This is a genomic window from Bacillus sp. FDAARGOS_527 (assembly GCF_003812125.1).
Classification (GTDB): domain Bacteria; phylum Bacillota; class Bacilli; order Bacillales; family Bacillaceae_G; genus Bacillus_A; species Bacillus_A paranthracis.
Map to the genome: position 1 here is coordinate 1,179,674 of NZ_CP033795.1, position 18,714 is coordinate 1,198,387.

Annotated in this window: 16 protein-coding genes; 13 read left to right on the plus strand and 3 right to left on the minus strand. The window is 35.8% G+C overall.

What is annotated here, in order from left to right; all coding sequences use genetic code 11:
* Positions 1-222: 222 nt before the first annotated feature.
* The 3 genes from EGX95_RS08430 (at position 223) to EGX95_RS08440 (ending at position 3,732) form a co-directional block, all read left to right on the plus strand.
* On the plus strand, positions 223-2,103 hold the full coding sequence (locus tag EGX95_RS08430) for an FtsX-like permease family protein (protein ID WP_001026020.1): 1,881 nt from the start codon (positions 223-225) through the stop codon (positions 2,101-2,103).
* A 116-nt stretch (positions 2,104-2,219) separates the two neighbouring features.
* Entirely contained in the window at positions 2,220-2,507 is a 288-nt protein-coding gene (locus EGX95_RS08435; RefSeq protein ID WP_000648330.1) for an AbrB/MazE/SpoVT family DNA-binding domain-containing protein, read from the plus strand.
* A gap of 274 nt (positions 2,508-2,781) precedes the next feature.
* Positions 2,782-3,732 carry a serine protease gene (locus EGX95_RS08440; protein ID WP_001089039.1) on the plus strand — a complete coding sequence of 317 codons (951 nt, stop codon included), beginning with the start codon at positions 2,782-2,784 and terminating at the stop codon, positions 3,730-3,732.
* A gap of 212 nt (positions 3,733-3,944) precedes the next feature.
* Here the strand turns inward: EGX95_RS08440 and EGX95_RS08445 are convergent, their stop codons facing one another.
* The 3 genes from EGX95_RS08445 to EGX95_RS08455 all read right to left on the minus strand — a co-directional run bounded on the left by EGX95_RS08445 (position 3,945) and on the right by EGX95_RS08455 (position 7,107).
* Positions 3,945-5,048 (minus strand): ABC transporter ATP-binding protein, encoded by a 1,104-nt coding sequence (locus tag EGX95_RS08445; RefSeq protein ID WP_000829433.1) that lies wholly within the window; start codon positions 5,046-5,048, stop codon positions 3,945-3,947.
* A gap of 266 nt (positions 5,049-5,314) precedes the next feature.
* Positions 5,315-6,178 (minus strand): PucR family transcriptional regulator, encoded by an 864-nt coding sequence (locus EGX95_RS08450; protein ID WP_000615942.1) that lies wholly within the window; start codon positions 6,176-6,178, stop codon positions 5,315-5,317.
* Between the two features lie 68 nt (positions 6,179-6,246).
* On the minus strand, positions 6,247-7,107 hold the full coding sequence (locus EGX95_RS08455; RefSeq protein ID WP_000064378.1) for an AraC family transcriptional regulator: 861 nt from the start codon (positions 7,105-7,107) through the stop codon (positions 6,247-6,249).
* A gap of 170 nt (positions 7,108-7,277) precedes the next feature.
* On the opposite strand from EGX95_RS08455, the gene EGX95_RS08460 reads away from it, so the two are divergent.
* The 10 genes from EGX95_RS08460 (at position 7,278) to lacD (ending at position 18,322) form a co-directional block, all read left to right on the plus strand.
* Positions 7,278-8,621, plus strand: a complete 1,344-nt coding sequence (locus tag EGX95_RS08460; RefSeq protein WP_002081360.1) for a carbohydrate ABC transporter substrate-binding protein — start codon at positions 7,278-7,280, stop codon at positions 8,619-8,621.
* A 70-nt stretch (positions 8,622-8,691) separates the two neighbouring features.
* Positions 8,692-9,582: a carbohydrate ABC transporter permease gene (locus EGX95_RS08465; protein WP_001044589.1), complete on the plus strand. Its 891-nt coding sequence runs from the start codon at positions 8,692-8,694 to the stop codon at positions 9,580-9,582.
* Between the two features lie 15 nt (positions 9,583-9,597).
* A complete protein-coding gene (locus tag EGX95_RS08470; RefSeq protein WP_000449885.1) occupies positions 9,598-10,587 on the plus strand; it encodes a carbohydrate ABC transporter permease in 990 nt (329 codons plus the stop codon).
* Between the two features lie 12 nt (positions 10,588-10,599).
* Positions 10,600-12,771, plus strand: a complete 2,172-nt coding sequence (gene gnpA / locus EGX95_RS08475) for a 1,3-beta-galactosyl-N-acetylhexosamine phosphorylase (RefSeq protein ID WP_000824199.1) — start codon at positions 10,600-10,602, stop codon at positions 12,769-12,771.
* Positions 12,761-12,928 (plus strand): DUF6903 family protein, encoded by a 168-nt coding sequence (locus EGX95_RS30285; protein ID WP_000646586.1) that lies wholly within the window; start codon positions 12,761-12,763, stop codon positions 12,926-12,928. Before gnpA ends, EGX95_RS30285 begins: the two co-directional genes overlap by 11 nt.
* 108 nt (positions 12,929-13,036) lie before the next feature.
* Positions 13,037-13,933: an ROK family protein gene (locus tag EGX95_RS08480; protein ID WP_000710425.1), complete on the plus strand. Its 897-nt coding sequence runs from the start codon at positions 13,037-13,039 to the stop codon at positions 13,931-13,933.
* Between the two features lie 68 nt (positions 13,934-14,001).
* The gene (locus EGX95_RS08485; protein WP_000494693.1) at positions 14,002-15,168 is read left to right on the plus strand and encodes an SIS domain-containing protein; all 1,167 of its coding nucleotides are present in this window, start codon (positions 14,002-14,004) and stop codon (positions 15,166-15,168) included.
* Between the two features lie 20 nt (positions 15,169-15,188).
* Positions 15,189-16,337 carry an N-acetylglucosamine-6-phosphate deacetylase gene (nagA, locus tag EGX95_RS08490; RefSeq protein WP_000021539.1) on the plus strand — a complete coding sequence of 383 codons (1,149 nt, stop codon included), beginning with the start codon at positions 15,189-15,191 and terminating at the stop codon, positions 16,335-16,337.
* Between the two features lie 26 nt (positions 16,338-16,363).
* Positions 16,364-17,299, plus strand: coding sequence for a hexose kinase (locus EGX95_RS08495; RefSeq protein WP_000603957.1), 936 nt, complete (start codon positions 16,364-16,366; stop codon positions 17,297-17,299).
* A gap of 15 nt (positions 17,300-17,314) precedes the next feature.
* The gene (lacD, locus tag EGX95_RS08500; protein WP_000891851.1) at positions 17,315-18,322 is read left to right on the plus strand and encodes a tagatose-bisphosphate aldolase; all 1,008 of its coding nucleotides are present in this window, start codon (positions 17,315-17,317) and stop codon (positions 18,320-18,322) included.
* The last annotated feature ends 392 nt before the right edge of the window (positions 18,323-18,714 follow it).

The following is an 18,714-nucleotide window of genomic DNA, read 5'->3' on the forward strand; positions in this document are numbered from 1 at the left end:
ATTGGTACATACTTCTATCCTTTATTATTTCGCAAAATTAACGAATATACAATAGGATGTGTGTATGAATATGAATGTAGTCATTATAATGAAACTGCATCGTTTAAGCAATTTTTTTGAAACCTTTCAATAATGTAAGGTTTTTGTCATTTGAATCGATGGAAGGGATTTCCGTACTTTACTAATATAAGAACATAGTTAGTAGAAGGGCGGAGAAGTAATATGAATATTAGAGAACTCGCATATCGGAATGTGACGCGAAATAGACGAACATATTCAGCATATTTTTTAAGTAGTGCATTTGCTATTATGGCCTTTTTTGTTTATTCGTTTTTTGCGTTTCATCCGGCATTAAGTGCTGGAGAATTGGGACGATATGTGTTCGTAAGTATGTCTTTTGCACAGTCCATTATTTACTTATTTACATTTTTCTTTATTTTATATTCGATGGGAATGTTTTTAAAAACGAGAAAGCGTGAACTAGGAATTTTAATGATGTTAGGTATGACGAAATATCAATTAAAGCGTCTTATCTTTTTTGAAAATATTATGATTGGAATAGGGGCAATTATTTTTGGGATACTTGCTGGAATGCTATTTTCCGGAATATTACTATTTATAGCTCCAATGATATTAAAGTTAGATATTTCCTTACCTTATTACATTCCAATGAAAGCCATTGTTGTAACGAGTATTATGTTTTTCGTATTATTTATGATCATTTCATTGTTTAGTGCAGGAATGATTCGAAAAAATAAAATTATGAAATTGTTTAGAGGATCGGCAGAAGCGAAGCCGGAACCGAAAGCATCCATTATTTCTTCTATATTAGCAGTTATATTGCTTAGTGCCGGATATGCAGGAGCGCTTATGTCACACGGTGCAATGGTATTTATCATGATGATTCCTGTTACAACGGTAGTCATTATTGGTACGTATTTGCTGTACAAGCAGTTGAGTGTTTTTATTATTAGACTATGTAAAAAAAGTAAACGTTTTTATTGGACACAGACAAATATTATTACGTTGTCAGATTTAGCTTATCGTATGAGAGATAACGCAAGAATGTTCTTTATTGTAACGATAATTTCAACTGTAGCATTTTCAGCAATAGGTACATTAGTTGGCTTTACATCAATGACAAAGGCGGTTATGGAGAGACCAATTGCGTTTCACTATCATTCTAAGCAAGGAAATAGTAATGAATCACAGCATTTGAAGATGATTGACGAAGGGTTAAAGAAGCATAGTATAGCAGCTTCAAAAACTAATATTTCAACGAAGAAAACGGAGGAGCAGTCGTTAAGAAGCGCCACGTTTATAAAGGAATCAGACTATAAGGAATATGCGAAGTTAACAGGAGAACCCTTTCATGAGGGATCCAAAAAAGAAGTTTTATTTTTGGCAGTTGATATACCAGGACCACCGATGAAAGAAAGAAAAGAAATTACGTTGCCACATTTGAATGAACCTTTAAAAGTGAAAAAAATTAATACGTCTTCATTAAGTAAAATAATAAGAGGTAACGTTTATGTAATCTCTAACAAGCAGTATGATGCATTACAAGATGGATTTAAAGAGGAAAAAAATTATGTATACAAAACAGAGGGAACGAAAGATGAAATTGAGGTTGGGAAAGAACTAACGCATCAGATGAAACCTTATGAAGAACATGCAACGTTTAGTGCAGAAGAGTACGCACAAAACCAAAGTTTACAAATTGCAGGACCAATTCTATTTGTAGGTTTCTTTATCGGTATTGTATTTTTCGTATGTGCAGGAAGCTTCCTTTATTTCCGTTTGTTTTCTGACTTGGAGGATGATACTCGTTTGTTTGAAATGATTCGAAAAGTAGGCTTAACAAGTGGAGAATTATCGAAAGTAGTTACAATTCGATTGGCGCTTTTATTCTTTGTTCCAATAGGTGTTGCAACATTACATGGGGCAGTAGCGTTAACTGCACTCGGACAGATGTTTGAGTACTCACTATTTAAAGAAAATGCGATTGTATTAAGTATTTTCGTAGGAATTCAAGTTGTATATTTCTTACTGATTCGATCTCGTTATTTAAAACAATTGAAAGAGAGATTACGTATTCGTTAAATGTGTTTTTTTAACTTGAGTACAAAATTTTCTAAAAAGAGGCAGGTATTACCAAAAAGTGATAAAATGGAAAAAGCGAGGTGAAAAAATTAATAAATAGTAAGGGAGGAAGTAATATGAAAGCAACAGGAGTTATTCGAAAAGTAGACGAATTAGGACGAATTGTAATTCCTAAAGAATTACGTGATGTATTGGGAATACAAATTAAATCACCGCTTGAAATTTTCGTAGAAGAAGACAAAGTCATTTTACAAAAATATCAACCTTACAATGCTTGTCAAATAACAGGTGATGTTTCAAATCAAAACATATCATTAGCAAATGGAAACATTACTGTTAGTATAGATGGAGCGAAATATTTAATAAAAGAAATAGAGAAGTTTTTAAACAAGAGTGAGGCTTAGTCTTAATTTATATTATTTTAAAAATTTCATATCATTCTTGAAAGACAATAAAAGGACCAATTTAGTGGTCCTTTTATTTTGGTTATTGGTTGTACCAATCGGATTTTTAATGTCTACAAATTACGAGATAAATAAAAGAGTAGTATAAATTTCGTAAGCCTTATTGAGAAATATTTTTAAGGAAGGAAAACGAAACAACTAAAACGAATGTTACATGTAAGTGTTTTCAAAAGTGGTCTGAAATGAAAATAATATATTTTCAGGAGGGATTACGATGAACAGTAGTACAGCGAATAAACAAAAAGGTATACAATTGATTCCTTTTACAGTAGATAAGGTAGTTGAACAAGTAAATGAAATTCCACCAGGTGTACAACTCATTCATGCTCCACAAGTATGGGAGAAGAGTGCAAAAGGAAAAGATATTGTTGTTGCCGTATTAGATACAGGGTGTGATATGAATCATATAGATTTAAAGGATCGTATTATCGGTGGAAGAAATTTCACGAAAGATTACGAAGGAGATCCAAATATATATCTTGATAATAACGGACACGGTACTCATGTAGCTGGGACAATTGCAGCGACTGAAAATGGTGTCGGTGTTTTAGGGGTCGCACCACTCGCTAAAATGTTAGTGTTAAAGGTTTTAGCAGGAGATGGTTCTGGAAGTTATGAGCAAATTATTGAGGCAATTCATTATGCTGTAAATTGGAGAGGGCCTAATAAAGAAAGAGTTAGAGTCATTTCCATGTCACTTGGTGGCCCACAAGATGTTCCGGAATTACATGAAGCAATTCAAAATGCGGTAAAGCAAGATGTTCTCGTCGTATGTGCTGCTGGGAATAATGGAGATTGTAATGATAATACGGAGGAACTAGATTTCCCAGGTGCATACTCAGAAGTAATTGAAGTCGGTGCCGTCAATTTAGAGCGGAAAATCGCATGTTTTAGTAATTCAAATCAAGAAATTGATTTAGTGGCACCAGGCGATGGAATATTATCTACGTATCCTGAGGGGAAATATGCGGTATTAAGTGGAACTTCTATGGCCACACCGCATGTCGCTGGAGCGCTGGCATTGCTCATAAAGCAGTGTGAAAGGGAATATGGTAGAAAGTTATCAGAACCAGAAATATATGCACAACTTATTAAAAGAACTGTACCTTTAGGATATGAACGTACATCTGAAGGGAATGGTTTATTAGATTTATTAAAAGAATAGAAAATACTAAAAAACATTTCATATTCATATGAGATGTTTTTTAGTATGATTCTGTCGCATGTAACGGGAAATCTAGTCTTGCATTCTTTTTCAAGAAATGTTTGTCGCAGCTACATCTATTTTTTTTGAAGTAGAAGTTATGCATACATTAAAAAGGAAAAGATTAATTTACTTACGGGACAATTCTATCCGGATTTTTTAAAAGACATTCGTCAATTATTACGTATACGTTGTTCAGTAGTGATATCGAAAAAGTGTGCTTTCGCTAAACTAAAAGCTAATGGGAGTGTATCGTTAGTTTTAATCTCGGAACGAGCGTTAATTCGCGCAATAAAGTTTTGGTTTGAAAGTTTTCCATGAATCATCGTTTCAGCACCTAATAATTCAGCAACTTCTACTGTAATTTCGACTGTGGATTCAGGAGAAGATTGAAGAACGATAGGTTCATCATGAATGTCTTCAGGACGAATACCGAGTATGATTTTTTTTCCATTATACCCTTTTTGCTTTAATGTCTTTAGTTGACCATCTGGTACTTTGAAGCGTATATTTTCCATGTGAAAATAGCTATCTTGTAATGTCCCGGTAAAGAAATTCATAGCTGGAGAACCAATGAATCCGCCAACAAATATGTTCTCAGGAGTATCATATACTTCTTTTGGAGTTCCAACTTGCTGGATGAGCCCATCCTTCATAACAACAAGGCGTGATGCCATTGTCATTGCCTCTGTTTGATCATGTGTCACATATATAGTGGTCGTATTTAAACGGCGGTGAAGTTTAGAAATTTCTGAACGCATACTTACGCGTAATTTTGCGTCTAAATTCGATAGAGGCTCGTCCATTAAAAATACTTTTGCATCCCGGACTATAGCTCTTCCTAGTGCAACCCGTTGGCGTTGTCCACCTGATAATGCCTTTGGTTTTCGTTGTAAGTAATCTTCTAGCCCTAAGATTTTTGCCGCCTCCGTTACCCGGCGATTAATTTCATCTTTTGGAAGTTTGCGTAACTTTAAGCCAAACGCCATATTATCATACACAGTCATATGCGGATAGAGTGCGTAATTTTGAAATACCATCGCAATGTTGCGATCTTTTGGAGCGACATCATTCATACGATCCCCATCAATATAAAACGAACCATCAGAAATGTCTTCTAGCCCTGCAATCATACGTAGAGTTGTTGATTTTCCGCACCCAGAAGGACCGACAAATACAATAAACTCTTTATCTTTAATATGTAAATTAAAGTCAGAAACGGCAGTGATTTTATTATCATAAACTTTAAAAATATGATCTAATACAAGTTCGGCCATAAATATCCACTCCTTTTTGTAATTGATAGAATTATAAGATTATTAAAGGCGTAAGTAAATTGGCATTGTGCACAAAAGAATGAGGAGCTTTTATGCAAGTTTACACATTTAAGATACGAGAAAGCTCCTGTAGAACTTAAGTTCATCTATAGATATGGGAAGAAAGTATTCTTTTCTCGTAGAAAAATAAGTTTATAGAGTTTCCCAGTCACACAAGAGACTATAAAACGATGATGATATAAGAGAAATGAATATTGTATCGTCTTTCACGAGATATCTAAAGAAAGAAACGCCATATAAACTGCTACTGCACCCTCAAAGGTTTTTATATTAATCCCTGTTTTTTCAATGAATTTATCAATTCGATACTGCAAAGTATTACGATGTAAATATAATTGCTTAGCTGCAAGAGAGACATTTAAGTTACACTGGAAGAATACTTTAACGCTATCTATTAGTTCTTTATCTTTTGAAATATTTTCTAATAATTGATTCGTGTATTTTTTTCTTTCTTCTTTTGGTAATGAAATCATTAATTGATAAGGGAGAAGTTGTTCAATGTATGTAATTTTTTTTGATAAATAGGGAGAAAGAACAGAAAATAATGTTCGTTCCCATTGATACAGGTAAGTAAATTCAGTTGTTTGCGAATAACGTCTTCCAACAAAGAAAGATAGGGATATAAAAAAATCTGTTTCTAGTGTATCTAAGGCTGTTTGCAATACAGATTCCGTTATGTTTTCTTCTAAGATGAGGACACCGGCTTGCGAAGTTTCCCATAACATTGTAGTAGTAAAAGAAAACATAGACTGTAAAGCATCTTGAAATTCTTCTCTTTCTACAATAGATTGTGTTGTGAAGAAGTGTAAAAAACGAACTGATCGTATAGGGATATTGTTATTTCTGTATAATGCTTCGTACCATGATTTTTCTTTTTCCGTTTTATAAAATGTATCAGCATGAATGGGTGTTAAGATGGATGAAAGCAATTGATGTTCCTTTTGATGTAATCGAATTTTTCGAATCCCGACTTTATTTCCTTCAACTAAAAACCAGCTATAATCTTTTGACAACACAGCTTCATTGATTTTTATATCCTCACCATAATATGTTTTTAATTGTTGAATCATAGGAACACTCTCTTTCCAAAATAGTAGTAACAATATATTAAAGAAGTATAGATTCATTGCATTTATCTTTAAATTTTTGCACTAGAATCTAGTTTGTTTTTGCTAGAATTTATAGCGTTTCTGTATTGTGAAGGAGATAGATTCGTTTCTCGTTTAAATGATTGTGCAAAGAATGATTGTGAAGAAAAACCGGTAATGGTTGAAATATTAGAAATCGAATAGTTAGTAGTTTCTAACAAAATTTTACTTTCTCTAATACGAGTTTGAATTAAATATTCAATAGGCGACACACCGACGAATTTTCTAAAGGAATGGGATAGATAATATTTATTAATATGACTAATGCTTGCTAATGTATCTAGGCTGATATTTTCGTGAAAATGCTGCTTAATATAGTTTTTAATAAATTCAATATCTTTATTAATTTTTTGAGTAGATGTTTTCTCTACATTAAAAGATTTTTTTCGCATCATCTTAAGTAATAAAATTTCCAGAATATTTTGTATAATTAAATCATAATCTTCTTGATGGTTTTCCACTTCTTCGACCAATTGCTGAAGGTAGAAGAGGAAGTTTTTTTGATCCTGTTTATAGTTATGAATAGTGACAGGACTAGGATTTTCTATGGATGAAAAGGACAGGCCTTGAATACCAAGTGCAATATATTCGAGTGGATGATTTGTATCAGACTTTTCCGTGTGTTCGATATTTGGATTGACGATAATCAAATTGTGTTCTTGAACAGGGATTTCTTCTTTGTAAAATATAAAAGTGCCTTTGCCCTTAGTAATATACAATAGCTCTGTAAAGTGGTGAGCATGAATGGTACTATGCCAATCTTTATCGTATTTTGATTTTGTTATATAAAGAAGTTTTACTGGAAGATGGTTTCGTTGAAATTGTGGAATCTCATATACTTCATTGGACAAATGAATCCCTCCTTCTTAGAATTTTTATCTATTTTATAAAGATTTTAGTGGGATATTCAGTAAAAAGCAAGATATCTAAAAAACAGAACAAGATGTTTATTGTGAAAGCGTTATCTATTTTGTATTCTTTAATTATGAAAGGAAGATTAGGAGATGGGGGTAAGATAAAGATGAAAAAAAAGTTATTGTTGTCTGGAATGACAGCTTTGTTATCTTTTAGTTTAATAGCTTGCCAAAGTAATACTACAAAAGTTGATAACGCTAAGGATGGTAAAGGCTCCAGTGAAAAACAAACCCTTCATGTGGCAACACTTGAATCGGCTTATGGTAAAGAGATGTGGAACAAAGTGATTGACGCATATGAAGCTGCTAATCCAAAAGTTGATGTTAAATTGACAGTGGACAAAAATCTTGAGGATGTCATAGGCTCAAATATGAAAGCAGGAAAGTATCCGGATGTTGTGTTGTTGGCAACTGGGAGAAAACAGGCGCTAACAGAAACTTTGATTAAAGATAAAGCATTAGAAGACATTACTGATGTTTTTGATAAAAATGTTTATGGTGAAGATGTTAAAGTCAAAGATAAGTTAGTACCAGGGCTTACTGGTACACCTGCAACTAATCCTTATAATGACGGTAAAATTTATATGGCACCGATGTTCTATAGTCCAACTGGATTATTTTATAATGCTAGTTTATTAAAAGAAAAAGGTTGGGAAGTGCCGAAGACTTGGGACGAAATGTGGGCTTTAGGAGATAAAGCGAAAGCAGAAGGGATTTCATTATTTACTTATCCTACTACAGGCTACTTTGATACATTCTTCTATTCTTTACTACTAGGGGTGGGCGGGCCTGAGTTATTTAATAAAGCTATGAAATATACAGATGGTGTTTGGGTAACTTCTGAAGCAACAAAATCTTTTGAAATTATCGGAAAATTAGCAAAATATACAGAACCAACTACTGTTGCGAATGCAAATGATAAAGACTACAAGAAAAATCAACAGTTGATTCTCGATAACAAAGCTTTGTTTATGCCAAATGGTACGTGGGTAGTTGGTGAAATGAAAGAAGCTCCTCGATCTAAAGGGTTTGAATGGGGCATGATGGCTTTACCAACACTTGATGCTAATAGGGACCGTTATGCATTTACTTTCTTTGAACAAATGTGGATTCCATCGGCAGCTAAAAATAAACAACTTGCTAAAGACTTCATGACGTTTGTTTATTCGGATAAGGCAGCTGAAATTTTTGCTGAGTCGAGTGCGATCCAGCCTATTAAAGGTCTTTCTAATAAACTGACAGGTGAAAATAAATCATTCTATAGTATCTATGATAATGGAGTGAAAGTGGGAATAGGTGGATTTGCTGCAACGAAAGCTGTTGAAGGTGTAAGTATGCCAGATACATTATTTAGAACGATTGACAGTGTTGTTTCTGGTGATAAAAAGGTGAAAGATTGGCAAAGCTCTGTTGAAAAAGTGAGTGACCAATTACGGTCTGCATTAAAATAAATTCGTTTTCACTATGTACAATGGTGAGTCGCCTAGTCTCACCGTTGTACTTATTAATTGAGGTGATGGCATGAATAAGACGACAGAAAAAAGAATTTTTATTTTTGTTTGTACTGCACCAGCACTAATCCTGTTAGCCATTTTTATGATTGTTCCTACGATTGAGGTATTCAGGATGTCCTTATATAAGTGGGGAGGATTTTCTAATAATAAGGTATTTGTTGGGCTCGAAAACTTCAAGATTTTATGGAATGATATGAACTTCTTTCGGTCTCTCCAAAACAGTATAGTTTTGATTGTTATCGTCACACTCATCACGATGGTGATGGCGATCTTGTTTGCCACTTTGTTAACAAGAGAAAAAATAAAAGGAAAAAGCTTCTTTCGAATTATTTTTTATATCCCTAATATTTTATCGGTTGTAGTTATCGCGGGAATATTCTCTGCAGTTTATGACCCAACTACAGGGTTGTTAAATAATTTACTTGCTTTATTTAACCTGGAACACCTACAAAAGATGTGGCTCGGAAATCAGAAAATTGCCATTTACAGCATTGGCGGGGCGCTCATTTGGCAAGCAATTGGCTACTATATGGTCATGTATATGGCGGCAATGGCAAGTATCCCGGAAAGTTTTTATGAAGCATCTGCTTTGGAAGGTGCTGGACGGTTCAGACAATTTTTTAGTATTACTTTACCGTTAATTTGGAACAACATTCGGACGACGTTAACTTTCTTCGTTATTAGTACGATTAATTTAAGTTTTCTTCTCGTTCAAGCAATGACTGGCGGCGGACCTGATGGATCGACGGAAGTGTTTTTAAGCTACATGTATAAGCAGGCTTACACGAATTCTTCTTACGGTTACGGTATGGCTATTGGGGTGGTCATTTTCTTATTCTCATTCGCATTATCTGCAATTATCAGTGGTGTTACTAAAAGGGAAGTGTTGGAGTATTAAGGAGGTCCAAAAACGATGGAAACACAAAAAAGAATGACTACAGAAACAGCTTATCGAGATCCAAAAACGATAGAAACACAAAAAGAAGTGACTGTAGAATCAGCTTATCCAGCCCCAAAAACAATGAAAACACAAAAAGGAATGACTACAGAAGCAATGTATCGCTGCTTTATCTACGTAGCACTTATTACGTTAGCAATTTCAATTGTTATTCCTGTTGCATGGGTTTTCTTAGCCTCAGTGAAGCAAAATTCGGAGTTTTATGGAAGCCCTTGGGCCATGCCGAAAAGTTTCTATTTTCAAAACTTTATCGATGCTTTCCAAAAGGCAAACATGGGTACCTATATGTTGAATTCAGTCATGGTAACTGCGTTGGCCCTTCTTATTTTATTGATTGTGGCTTTACCAGCAGCTTATGTGTTGGCAAGATATACCTTTAGAGGAAGTAAATTAATAAATACTTTTTTTAAAGCTGGATTATTCATCAATGTGAACTACATTGTTGTGCCAATTTTCTTGATGTTATTGGACGGAGATAACTTTTTACGAGGCCAACTAGGTGATGGATTGCTATTAGACAATTTATTTATTTTAGCTGTGGTATATGCGGCGACGGCGTTACCATTCACGATTTACTTGCTGTCTAGTTTTTTTCAATCGCTTCCATCCACGTATGAGGAAGCGGCGTTGGTCGATGGTGCCGGATATTTCAAAACAATGATTTCAGTTATGATTCCGATAGCTCGTCCAAGTATTATTGCCGTCATTTTATTTAATTTTCTTGCCTTTTGGAACGAATACATTATAGCTTTAACATTAATTCCAGGGCCGAATAAGACGTTACCTGTTGGGTTAATGAACTTGATGGCAGCTCAAAAATCTGCTGCAAACTATGGTCAAATGTATGCAGGAATGGTTCTTGTCATGCTGCCAACTTTGATTTTATATATCATTGTTCAAAAAAAATTAACACAAGGAATGACCCTTGGTGGTTTAAAGGATTAGAGGAGGATTTACATGAAAAGGAAAACAGGTCGAGTTACTTTACCGAGTGAAGAAAATTTTCTTAAGGAAACGAAAGAATTAATGGAACGATGGGGTGCGGATGCGATTCGCGATAGTGATGGAACGAAACTAGATAATGATATTAAACAATTGGATGCGAAAATTTATACGACCTATTTTGTTGCTCGAGCTCACAATGAGTTCGCAGAGAAGCATATGGATGAATGCCAGCAACTTTATTTAATGAGCTTGTTCAATACTGCGATTACTGACACCCTCGAAATTGATTTTATGAAAGGCTACTTTGAGGAACAATTAAAACCGGATTACGTTCACAGTCCAAAAAAATACTGGGAGGTTATTGATCGGACAACAGGAGAAGTTGTTGACGTTAATGATTGGGAAGTAAACGAAGATCAAAATCGTGTTTTGATTACGAAGGCGATTCCTTGGCATGAATATACGGTTTCATTCCTAGTCTATGCGATTTGGGATCCAACCCAAATGTACAATCATATTACTAATAATTGGGGAGATAAGCCACATGATATTCCTTTTGATGTCAGGCAGCCACATTCTAATGAATTTATGAAAACCTATTTAAAACAATGGCTGACAGAAAATCCGGATACAGATGTGGTCAGGTTTACAACGTTTTTCTATCATTTTACCCTTGTATTCAATAATCTTGGCAAAGAGAAGTTTGTCGATTGGTTCGGATATGGTGCTAGTGTTTCAGTTGCTGCTTTGGATGCTTTTCAAAAAGAAAAAGGCTATCGCTTAAGACCAGAGGATATTGTTGATCAAGGTTATTATAATACTTCGTTTCGAATTCCAACCCCAGCTTTTTTAGATTATATAGATTTTGTTCATAAGTTCGTTGCTGAAGAAGCAAAGAAACTTGTGGATATTGTCCATGAAAGTGGAAAAGAAGCAATGATGTTCCTTGGTGATAACTGGATTGGTACAGAACCATATGGAAAATACTTTAAAAATATCGGATTGGATGCAGTTGTAGGCAGTGTGGGCGGTGGAGCCACATTGCGTATGATTGCAGATATACCACATGTTCGATATACGGAAGGGCGGTTCTTACCTTATTTCTTTCCAGATACTTTTTACGAAGGTAACAACCCGACGATTGAAGCGAATGAAAATTGGCTAACGGCGCGTAGAGCTATACTGCGTAATCCTGTTGATCGTATCGGATATGGGGGGTATTTAAGTCTAGCGTATCAATTTCCAGAATTCATCTCCTATATTGAAAAAGTTACTGAGGAATTTCGTGAAATTCATGACACAATCAAAGGTGTGAAACCATATAGCGGTCTTAAAGTTGCGATTTTGAATTCTTGGGGCAAGTTGAGAACTTGGCAAACACATATGGTTGCTCATGCACTATGGTATAAACAAATTTATTCTTATTTAGGCGTTTTAGAGTCCTTGAGTGGGGCTGCCGTGGAGGTTTCGTTCATTAGTTTTGATGATGTCATGAATGATGGGATACCAGAGGATATTGATGTAATCATTAATGCCGGAGATGTGGGCACAGCTTTTTCAGGGGGGGCTAATTGGATTAATGAAAAGTTAGTCACTACAATCAGAGCTTGGATGTATAATGGCGGAGGATTCATAGGTATTGGGGAACCTACAGCTTATCAGCATGAAGGACATTATTTTCAATTGGCAAATGTCTTAGGCGTTGACAAGGAACTCGGATTCAGCTTATCAACAGATAAATATTTTATTAATCCTGTTGAAAATCACTTTATTTCTGCTGACAGCACCCAATTTAATTTTGGTGAAGGAATGAAAAATATTTATGCGTTATCAGAAGAAACCGAAATAATCGAATATTCAAATGGAGAAGTTCATCTTTCTGCTCATCCGTTTGGAGAAGGCAGAGCTGTCTATATAGCAGGGCTTCCATACAGCGAAGAAAATACACGTCTGCTGATGCGTGCGTTATACTATGCTGCCCATAAAGAAGAAGAATTTCAAAAGTATCATGCGAGCAACATTTATTGTGAAGTTCATGCATATCCATCCATCCGAAAAATGGCGATTGTTAACAATTCGATGGTCGAACAAATGACGTTTGTCTACGATGGACAAGGAAACAGGATAGAAGTGACGTTGGCACCTAGTGAAATCAGGTGGGAGGATTTTTCAAATGAAGGCTAATATCGTATTCGTTATTAAAATTGTTGTGTTTATCGTATGCCTGTCTTTAATTATCATCTACCAAAAGACAGCTGGTAAATTTGAATTAGGTATGATGTTGATTGGATTAGCTGGTCTCTTAGGGCTACTTTATGACTACAATCGGAAATATGTATAAATCAATCAGGACAAGTGAATTGATCAAGGAATCACACATATATGTTCAACGATAACAATGATAGAAAATTACTCAATACTTCAAATATAAACCTAGGGGTGCGGACAAATGAAAAAGGCAGTCGGCATTGATATTGGGGGAACGAAGATTGCGGCGGGAGTCATTTCGGAGACGGGCGAGCTGCTTGAACGTGCGGAAATAAAAAGCGATCCTTCAGATCGAGAAAAAATGTTTGGTAAAGTTGTAGAAGCTATGGAGCAAGTTCTCAGAAAATCATCGATTTCCATCGCTGATATCGAGGGTATTGGAGTTGGGGTACCGGGAAAAGTAGATTTCGAGAAGGGAATTGCCGTTTTTCAAAACAATTTACCTTGGAGGCAGTTTCCTATTTCGGTCCGTTTGCAAGAGCAATTTGGTATTCAGCGGATTAAGATTGACAATGATGTCTATATGGCGGCTTATGCTGAATGGAGAGCAACACATGTAAAAGAGGATAAAACCTTTGTCTACGTGACTATAAGTACGGGAATATCTTGTTCTATCATTCATAGAGGCTCATTTTTTAGGGGGGCAGGATTTGCTGGAGAACTGGGTTTGATTCCTGTCCTCACGAGAGGGGGCAATGAACGATTAGAAAAAATTGCTGCTGGGCCAGGGATCCAGAGAATAGCCGAAAGAGATTTACAGGTAGGTACGATTTCAACAAAAGATGTTTTTGCTAGTTATATAAATGGGGTACCAGAATATCAGTCCATTATCAATGAGGTAACTGATTATTTAGCTCAAGGTCTTTATAAGATTTCCTGTTTATTAGATCCACATAGAATGGTTTTTGGTGGCAGTGTCATTGTGAAAAATCCATTTCTACTGGAGTTGATCAAAGTGAAGCTAAAGAGTTTTCAGCTTCCTGAGCAACAACATCTTTTGGAGCAGATGAGCATCAGTACATTGGCACAAAATAATGGAGTTGTTGGTGCGGGATTACGAGTATTTGAAGGTATGTAATGAGGCGGTGCTGGTCTTCTTTTCTTTTATGGAGAGAATGATGGCAAATAGGTAGAGGAGTGACGAATATGTTTACATTAAGTCAAGAAAAATTAGTTTCGTTAGGCGCATCGATAACAACGGCGGAAATAAGACGGCAGCCTGATTTATGGATTGAAACCTTTGCTTTGTATATGGAGAAGAGCGAGAGAATTGCTGCGTTTTTGCAAAAAATAGTAACGAAACATAATCGGGTTCGAGTTATTTTTACAGGCGCTGGAACGTCTGCTTATGTCGGTGATACAGTCACACCTTATGTAATAGAAAAAGTAGATGAACAACAGTGGGAAGTACTAAGTATCCCGACAACTACGTTAGTTTCAAATCCTTACCAATTTTTCAAAAAGGATTTTCCAACCTTACTCGTTTCATTTGCTAGAAGCGGGAACAGCCCAGAAAGTGTCGCTTCCGTACAATTAGCTGAGCAAATAGTAAGCGATTTGTATCAAATAACAATTACTTGTGCGAAAGATGGAAAATTAGCTAAACAGGCTGTGAATAATGACAAAAACTTATTGCTATTGATGCCCGAAAAATCAAATGACCATGGTTTTGCAATGACAGGGAGTTATACTTGCATGGCGTTAACGGCATTACTTGTTTTTGATTCTATATCGACTGAAGAAAAATCAAAGATAGTGAAAGAAATTTATCAAATGGGTGAAAGTGTCATTCAAAGAGAAGACGCTATCCAAAAGATAGTAGATTTGCATTTTGACCGAATTATTTACTTAGGTTCTGGTAGTTTAGAAGGTTTAGCGAAAGAATCACAATTAAAAATATTAGAACTGACAGCTGGAAAAATTGTCACCGCTTTTGATTCACCACTAGGATTCCGGCACGGTCCAAAATCATTTGTAAACGAAAAATCATTAGTTTTTGTGTTTGTTTCTAACAATCCGTATACACGTCAATATGATTTAGATATGTTAAACGAAATGCAACAAGACAACATTGCCAGCTATATATGTGCCATCGAGGTTAATGGAGAAACGAATTACGCTGGGAATAGGTTTGTATTTGGTAGCGAGGCACAGTCTGTACCAGATGCTTACTTAGCATTACCTTTTGTTATGATTGGGCAAACAATATCACTGTTAGCCTCCGTGAAAGTAGGTAATACACCAGATACACCTTCACCGACAGGAACGGTGAACCGTGTCGTTAAAGGTGTTACTATCTACGAATATGAGTAACTAGGGTAGGGGAAACATACATGTCTATTTTTATCTTTGCAGATAAGTTTTTTCTTGAGGGGAAGGTCGTAGGTCCTGGTTTTTTGGAGATAAAAGATGGAAAATTCGGTATCTTTTTAGAGAACAGGCCAGAAGAAGTGGAAGAAATCATTGATTATGCAGGATATTGGATTGCTCCTGGTCTAGTGGATACACATATTCATGGTTTTAGAAATCACGACGTTATGGACAATAATTTTGAAGGACTAAATCAAATATCGGTAGGACTCCTTTCTTGCGGCGTTACATCCTTTTTACCGACAACTTTAACATCCTCAATAGAATCGTTGAATAATGTCGTTGAAATGATTGGTGCCAATTACAAGAAAGTACAGGGCGCAAAAATTAAAGGGATCTTTTTAGAAGGGCCGTTTTTTACTGAAAAGCATAAAGGAGCACAAAACACGAAATATTTTTGTGACCCATCAGTTGATATGTTGAAAGGTTGGCAGAAATTATCAAATGATTCTATTAAAAAAATTGCGATTGCACCTGAAAGAAAAGGAGCAGCGGAATTCATTGAATATGCTGTAGGAGAAGAGATTATAGTAGCATTGGCCCATAGTGATGCAACTTATGAAGAAGCCAAGCAAGCTAGTGAAAAAGGCGCATCCGTTTTTGTTCATACTTTCAATGGTATGAGTCCGCTGCACCATCGTGAGCCAGGGATGGTTGGAGCAGCCATGAATTTAAAAGATGTTTTTACCGAAATCATATGTGATGGACATCATGTTCATCCTGTTGCTTTAAATATTTTAATGAATGTCCGTGGCAGAGAAGAGGTTGTAATGGTATCCGATTGTATGATGGCCGGAGGTATGACTGAAGGAACGTATCAACTTGGAGAATTTCCTGTGAAAGTAAAAGGTGGGATGGCTCGTTTGGAAAGCGGAAGTTTAGCAGGTAGCATTTTGCAATTAAAAGATGCTGTCAAAAATGTCGTCGATTGGGGAATTGCCGCGCCCGAGCAAGCAATTTACATGGCGAGTACTGCACCAGCTAAAAGTATTCAACTAGATGGCGAATGTGGGAAAATCGCTGAGGGGTATGCTGCTGACTTTATAGTACTGACGCCAGCGATGGATTTAGCAGCTACCTATCTTGATGGTGTGTGCCGTTTTCAAGCTTAAATATTTTTCTGAAAGAGGGATTTCAAATGATTTTATCTGTCACCATGAATCCATCTGTCGATATTTCCTATTCGACTCATGAATTAAAGTTAGATGTTGTTAACCGTGTGGAAACAGTTCACAAAACTGCTGGTGGAAAGGGATTGAATGTGGCGCGAGTGATTGCTCAAATGGAAGAAGCTGTTCTAGCGACAGGTGTGATTGGTGGTACGATTGGCGAATACATTATTCAAGAATTAAATAAAAACAATATTCCAAATGACTTTTTAAAAATTAAAAAAGAATCAAGAAATTGTATTGCCATTCTTCATGAAGGGATGCAAACAGAGATTTTAGAATCAGGGCCGACATTATCCAATGAAGAAGGGATAACTTTTTTAGAAAAATTTGAATGTTTGCTTACAACAGCTTCACTTGTGACAATTTCAGGTAGTTTGCCGAAAGGGTTACCGACTAACTTTTATTATCAAATGTTAGAAATCTGTAATAACAATGGAATTCCAGTGATTATAGATTCATCAGGGAAATCTTTGAAAAACGCCTTGGTGCATAAAGAAAAACCATTTGCCATCAAACCAAATAAAGCAGAATTATCTCAGTTGTTGGGCATTAACATGGAAATGGGAATCATAGATTTGAAGCAAGCATTAAACCATGAACTATTTACTGGAATTGAGTGGATTATCGTGTCATTGGGTAGTGAAGGTGCCTTTGTCAGGAATGGTGAGGACTATTACCAAGTTACGGTTCCAAAAATAGAAGTGGTCAATCCGGTTGGATCTGGTGATGCGACAGTTGCAGGGCTAGCTGTGGCATTATATCAAAATCAAACGGTTGAGACTGTTCTTAAAACGGCGATGACTACAGGAATATTAAATACGATGGAAGTTGGTACTGGTTATATTAATATAAATAAGTTTAAACAATACTTTGATCTCATTAAAATTGAAAAAATAGATTAGTAGAGGAGAATGTTGATGTTAGAACTAACCAAGAATAAATTGGAAGCTCTAAAACGTTTATCTGCTGAAAATGGCATAATTGGAGCATTGGCTATTGATCAACGCGGTTCATTGAAAAAAATGATTGCGTCTGGCGGTGCAAGTCATGTTGGAGATGAGGGCATTATCCGTTTCAAAGAATTGGTTTCTGAGGAATTAACACCATTTGCAACAGCAATTCTTTTGGACCCGGAATACGGACTGCCAGCGGCAAAGGTCCGACATAAAGAATCAGGCTTAATAGTAGCGTATGAAAAAACCGGATACGATGCGTCAGAAGTAGGACGGTTACCAGATTTATTATCGGAATGGTCAGTGAAACGATTAAAGGCAGCAGGTGCCGATGCTATTAAATTCTTACTCTACTATGATTTCGATGAAGATGAAAAAATTAATAACTATAAACATGTCTATATGGAACGTATCGGATCTGAGTGTGCTGCTGAAGATATTCCATTTTTCTTGGAGATTGTTACTTATGATGCTGAAAATGATGATGCGAAAAGTAAAGAGTACGCAAAAATAAAACCACATAAAGTGATTGAGGCTATGAAGGAGTTCTCGAAATCTCAATACCAAGTAGATGTTTTAAAAGTAGAGGTTCCGGTGGATATGAATTTTGTGGAAGGGTATACGACAGGTGAATTCGTTTACAGAAAAGAAGAAGCTGCTTCTTTTTTCAAAGAACAAAGTGAAGTAACTGAGCTGCCGTTTATCTTCTTAAGTGCAGGTGTAAGTGCTAAATTATTCCAAGAAACATTGAAATTTGCTAAAGAATCCGGTTCTACCTTTAACGGAGTGTTATGTGGTCGGGCAACCTGGAAGGACGGTGTGGCACCTTTTGCTATAAGCGGTGAACAAGCAGGTCGTGATTGGTTAAAAGATACTGGTAAAAGGAACGCTGAAGAACTAAATCTCGTGTTGAAAGAGACAGCCAACTCATGGTTTGCTAAAGTAAAACAAACAGCGGATCTTCAAAGTTAGTACGATATCTTTCCTTCTATATGTCCTTTATTTCTTTCTAGCTTTAAGTGATAATTGCATCAGAATCAATTTTTAAACGGAATGACAAATTAAGAGCAGACATTCGTCTGCTCTTTTTTTAGTGTGTCCAACATGGTGAAAACCCTAGAATGAAAATCGAGAACAGCAAGGGCAGTAGTAACTATAGCTTCGGGTAAAGGTATATGGGGACCCTTTATATATAAAGAAAATGGTAAGTACTAATAGCCATGTACAATCAAACTAATTGAATTTTAGTGGGGTTTTGCCAAAAAATACACTTGAAAAAGCTAACAATATCTTTGTATTGTAAGCGTTTTTAAAAAGACAATATACCTAAAAAAAGAAACAATATCTTTATTGTGTAGGCACTT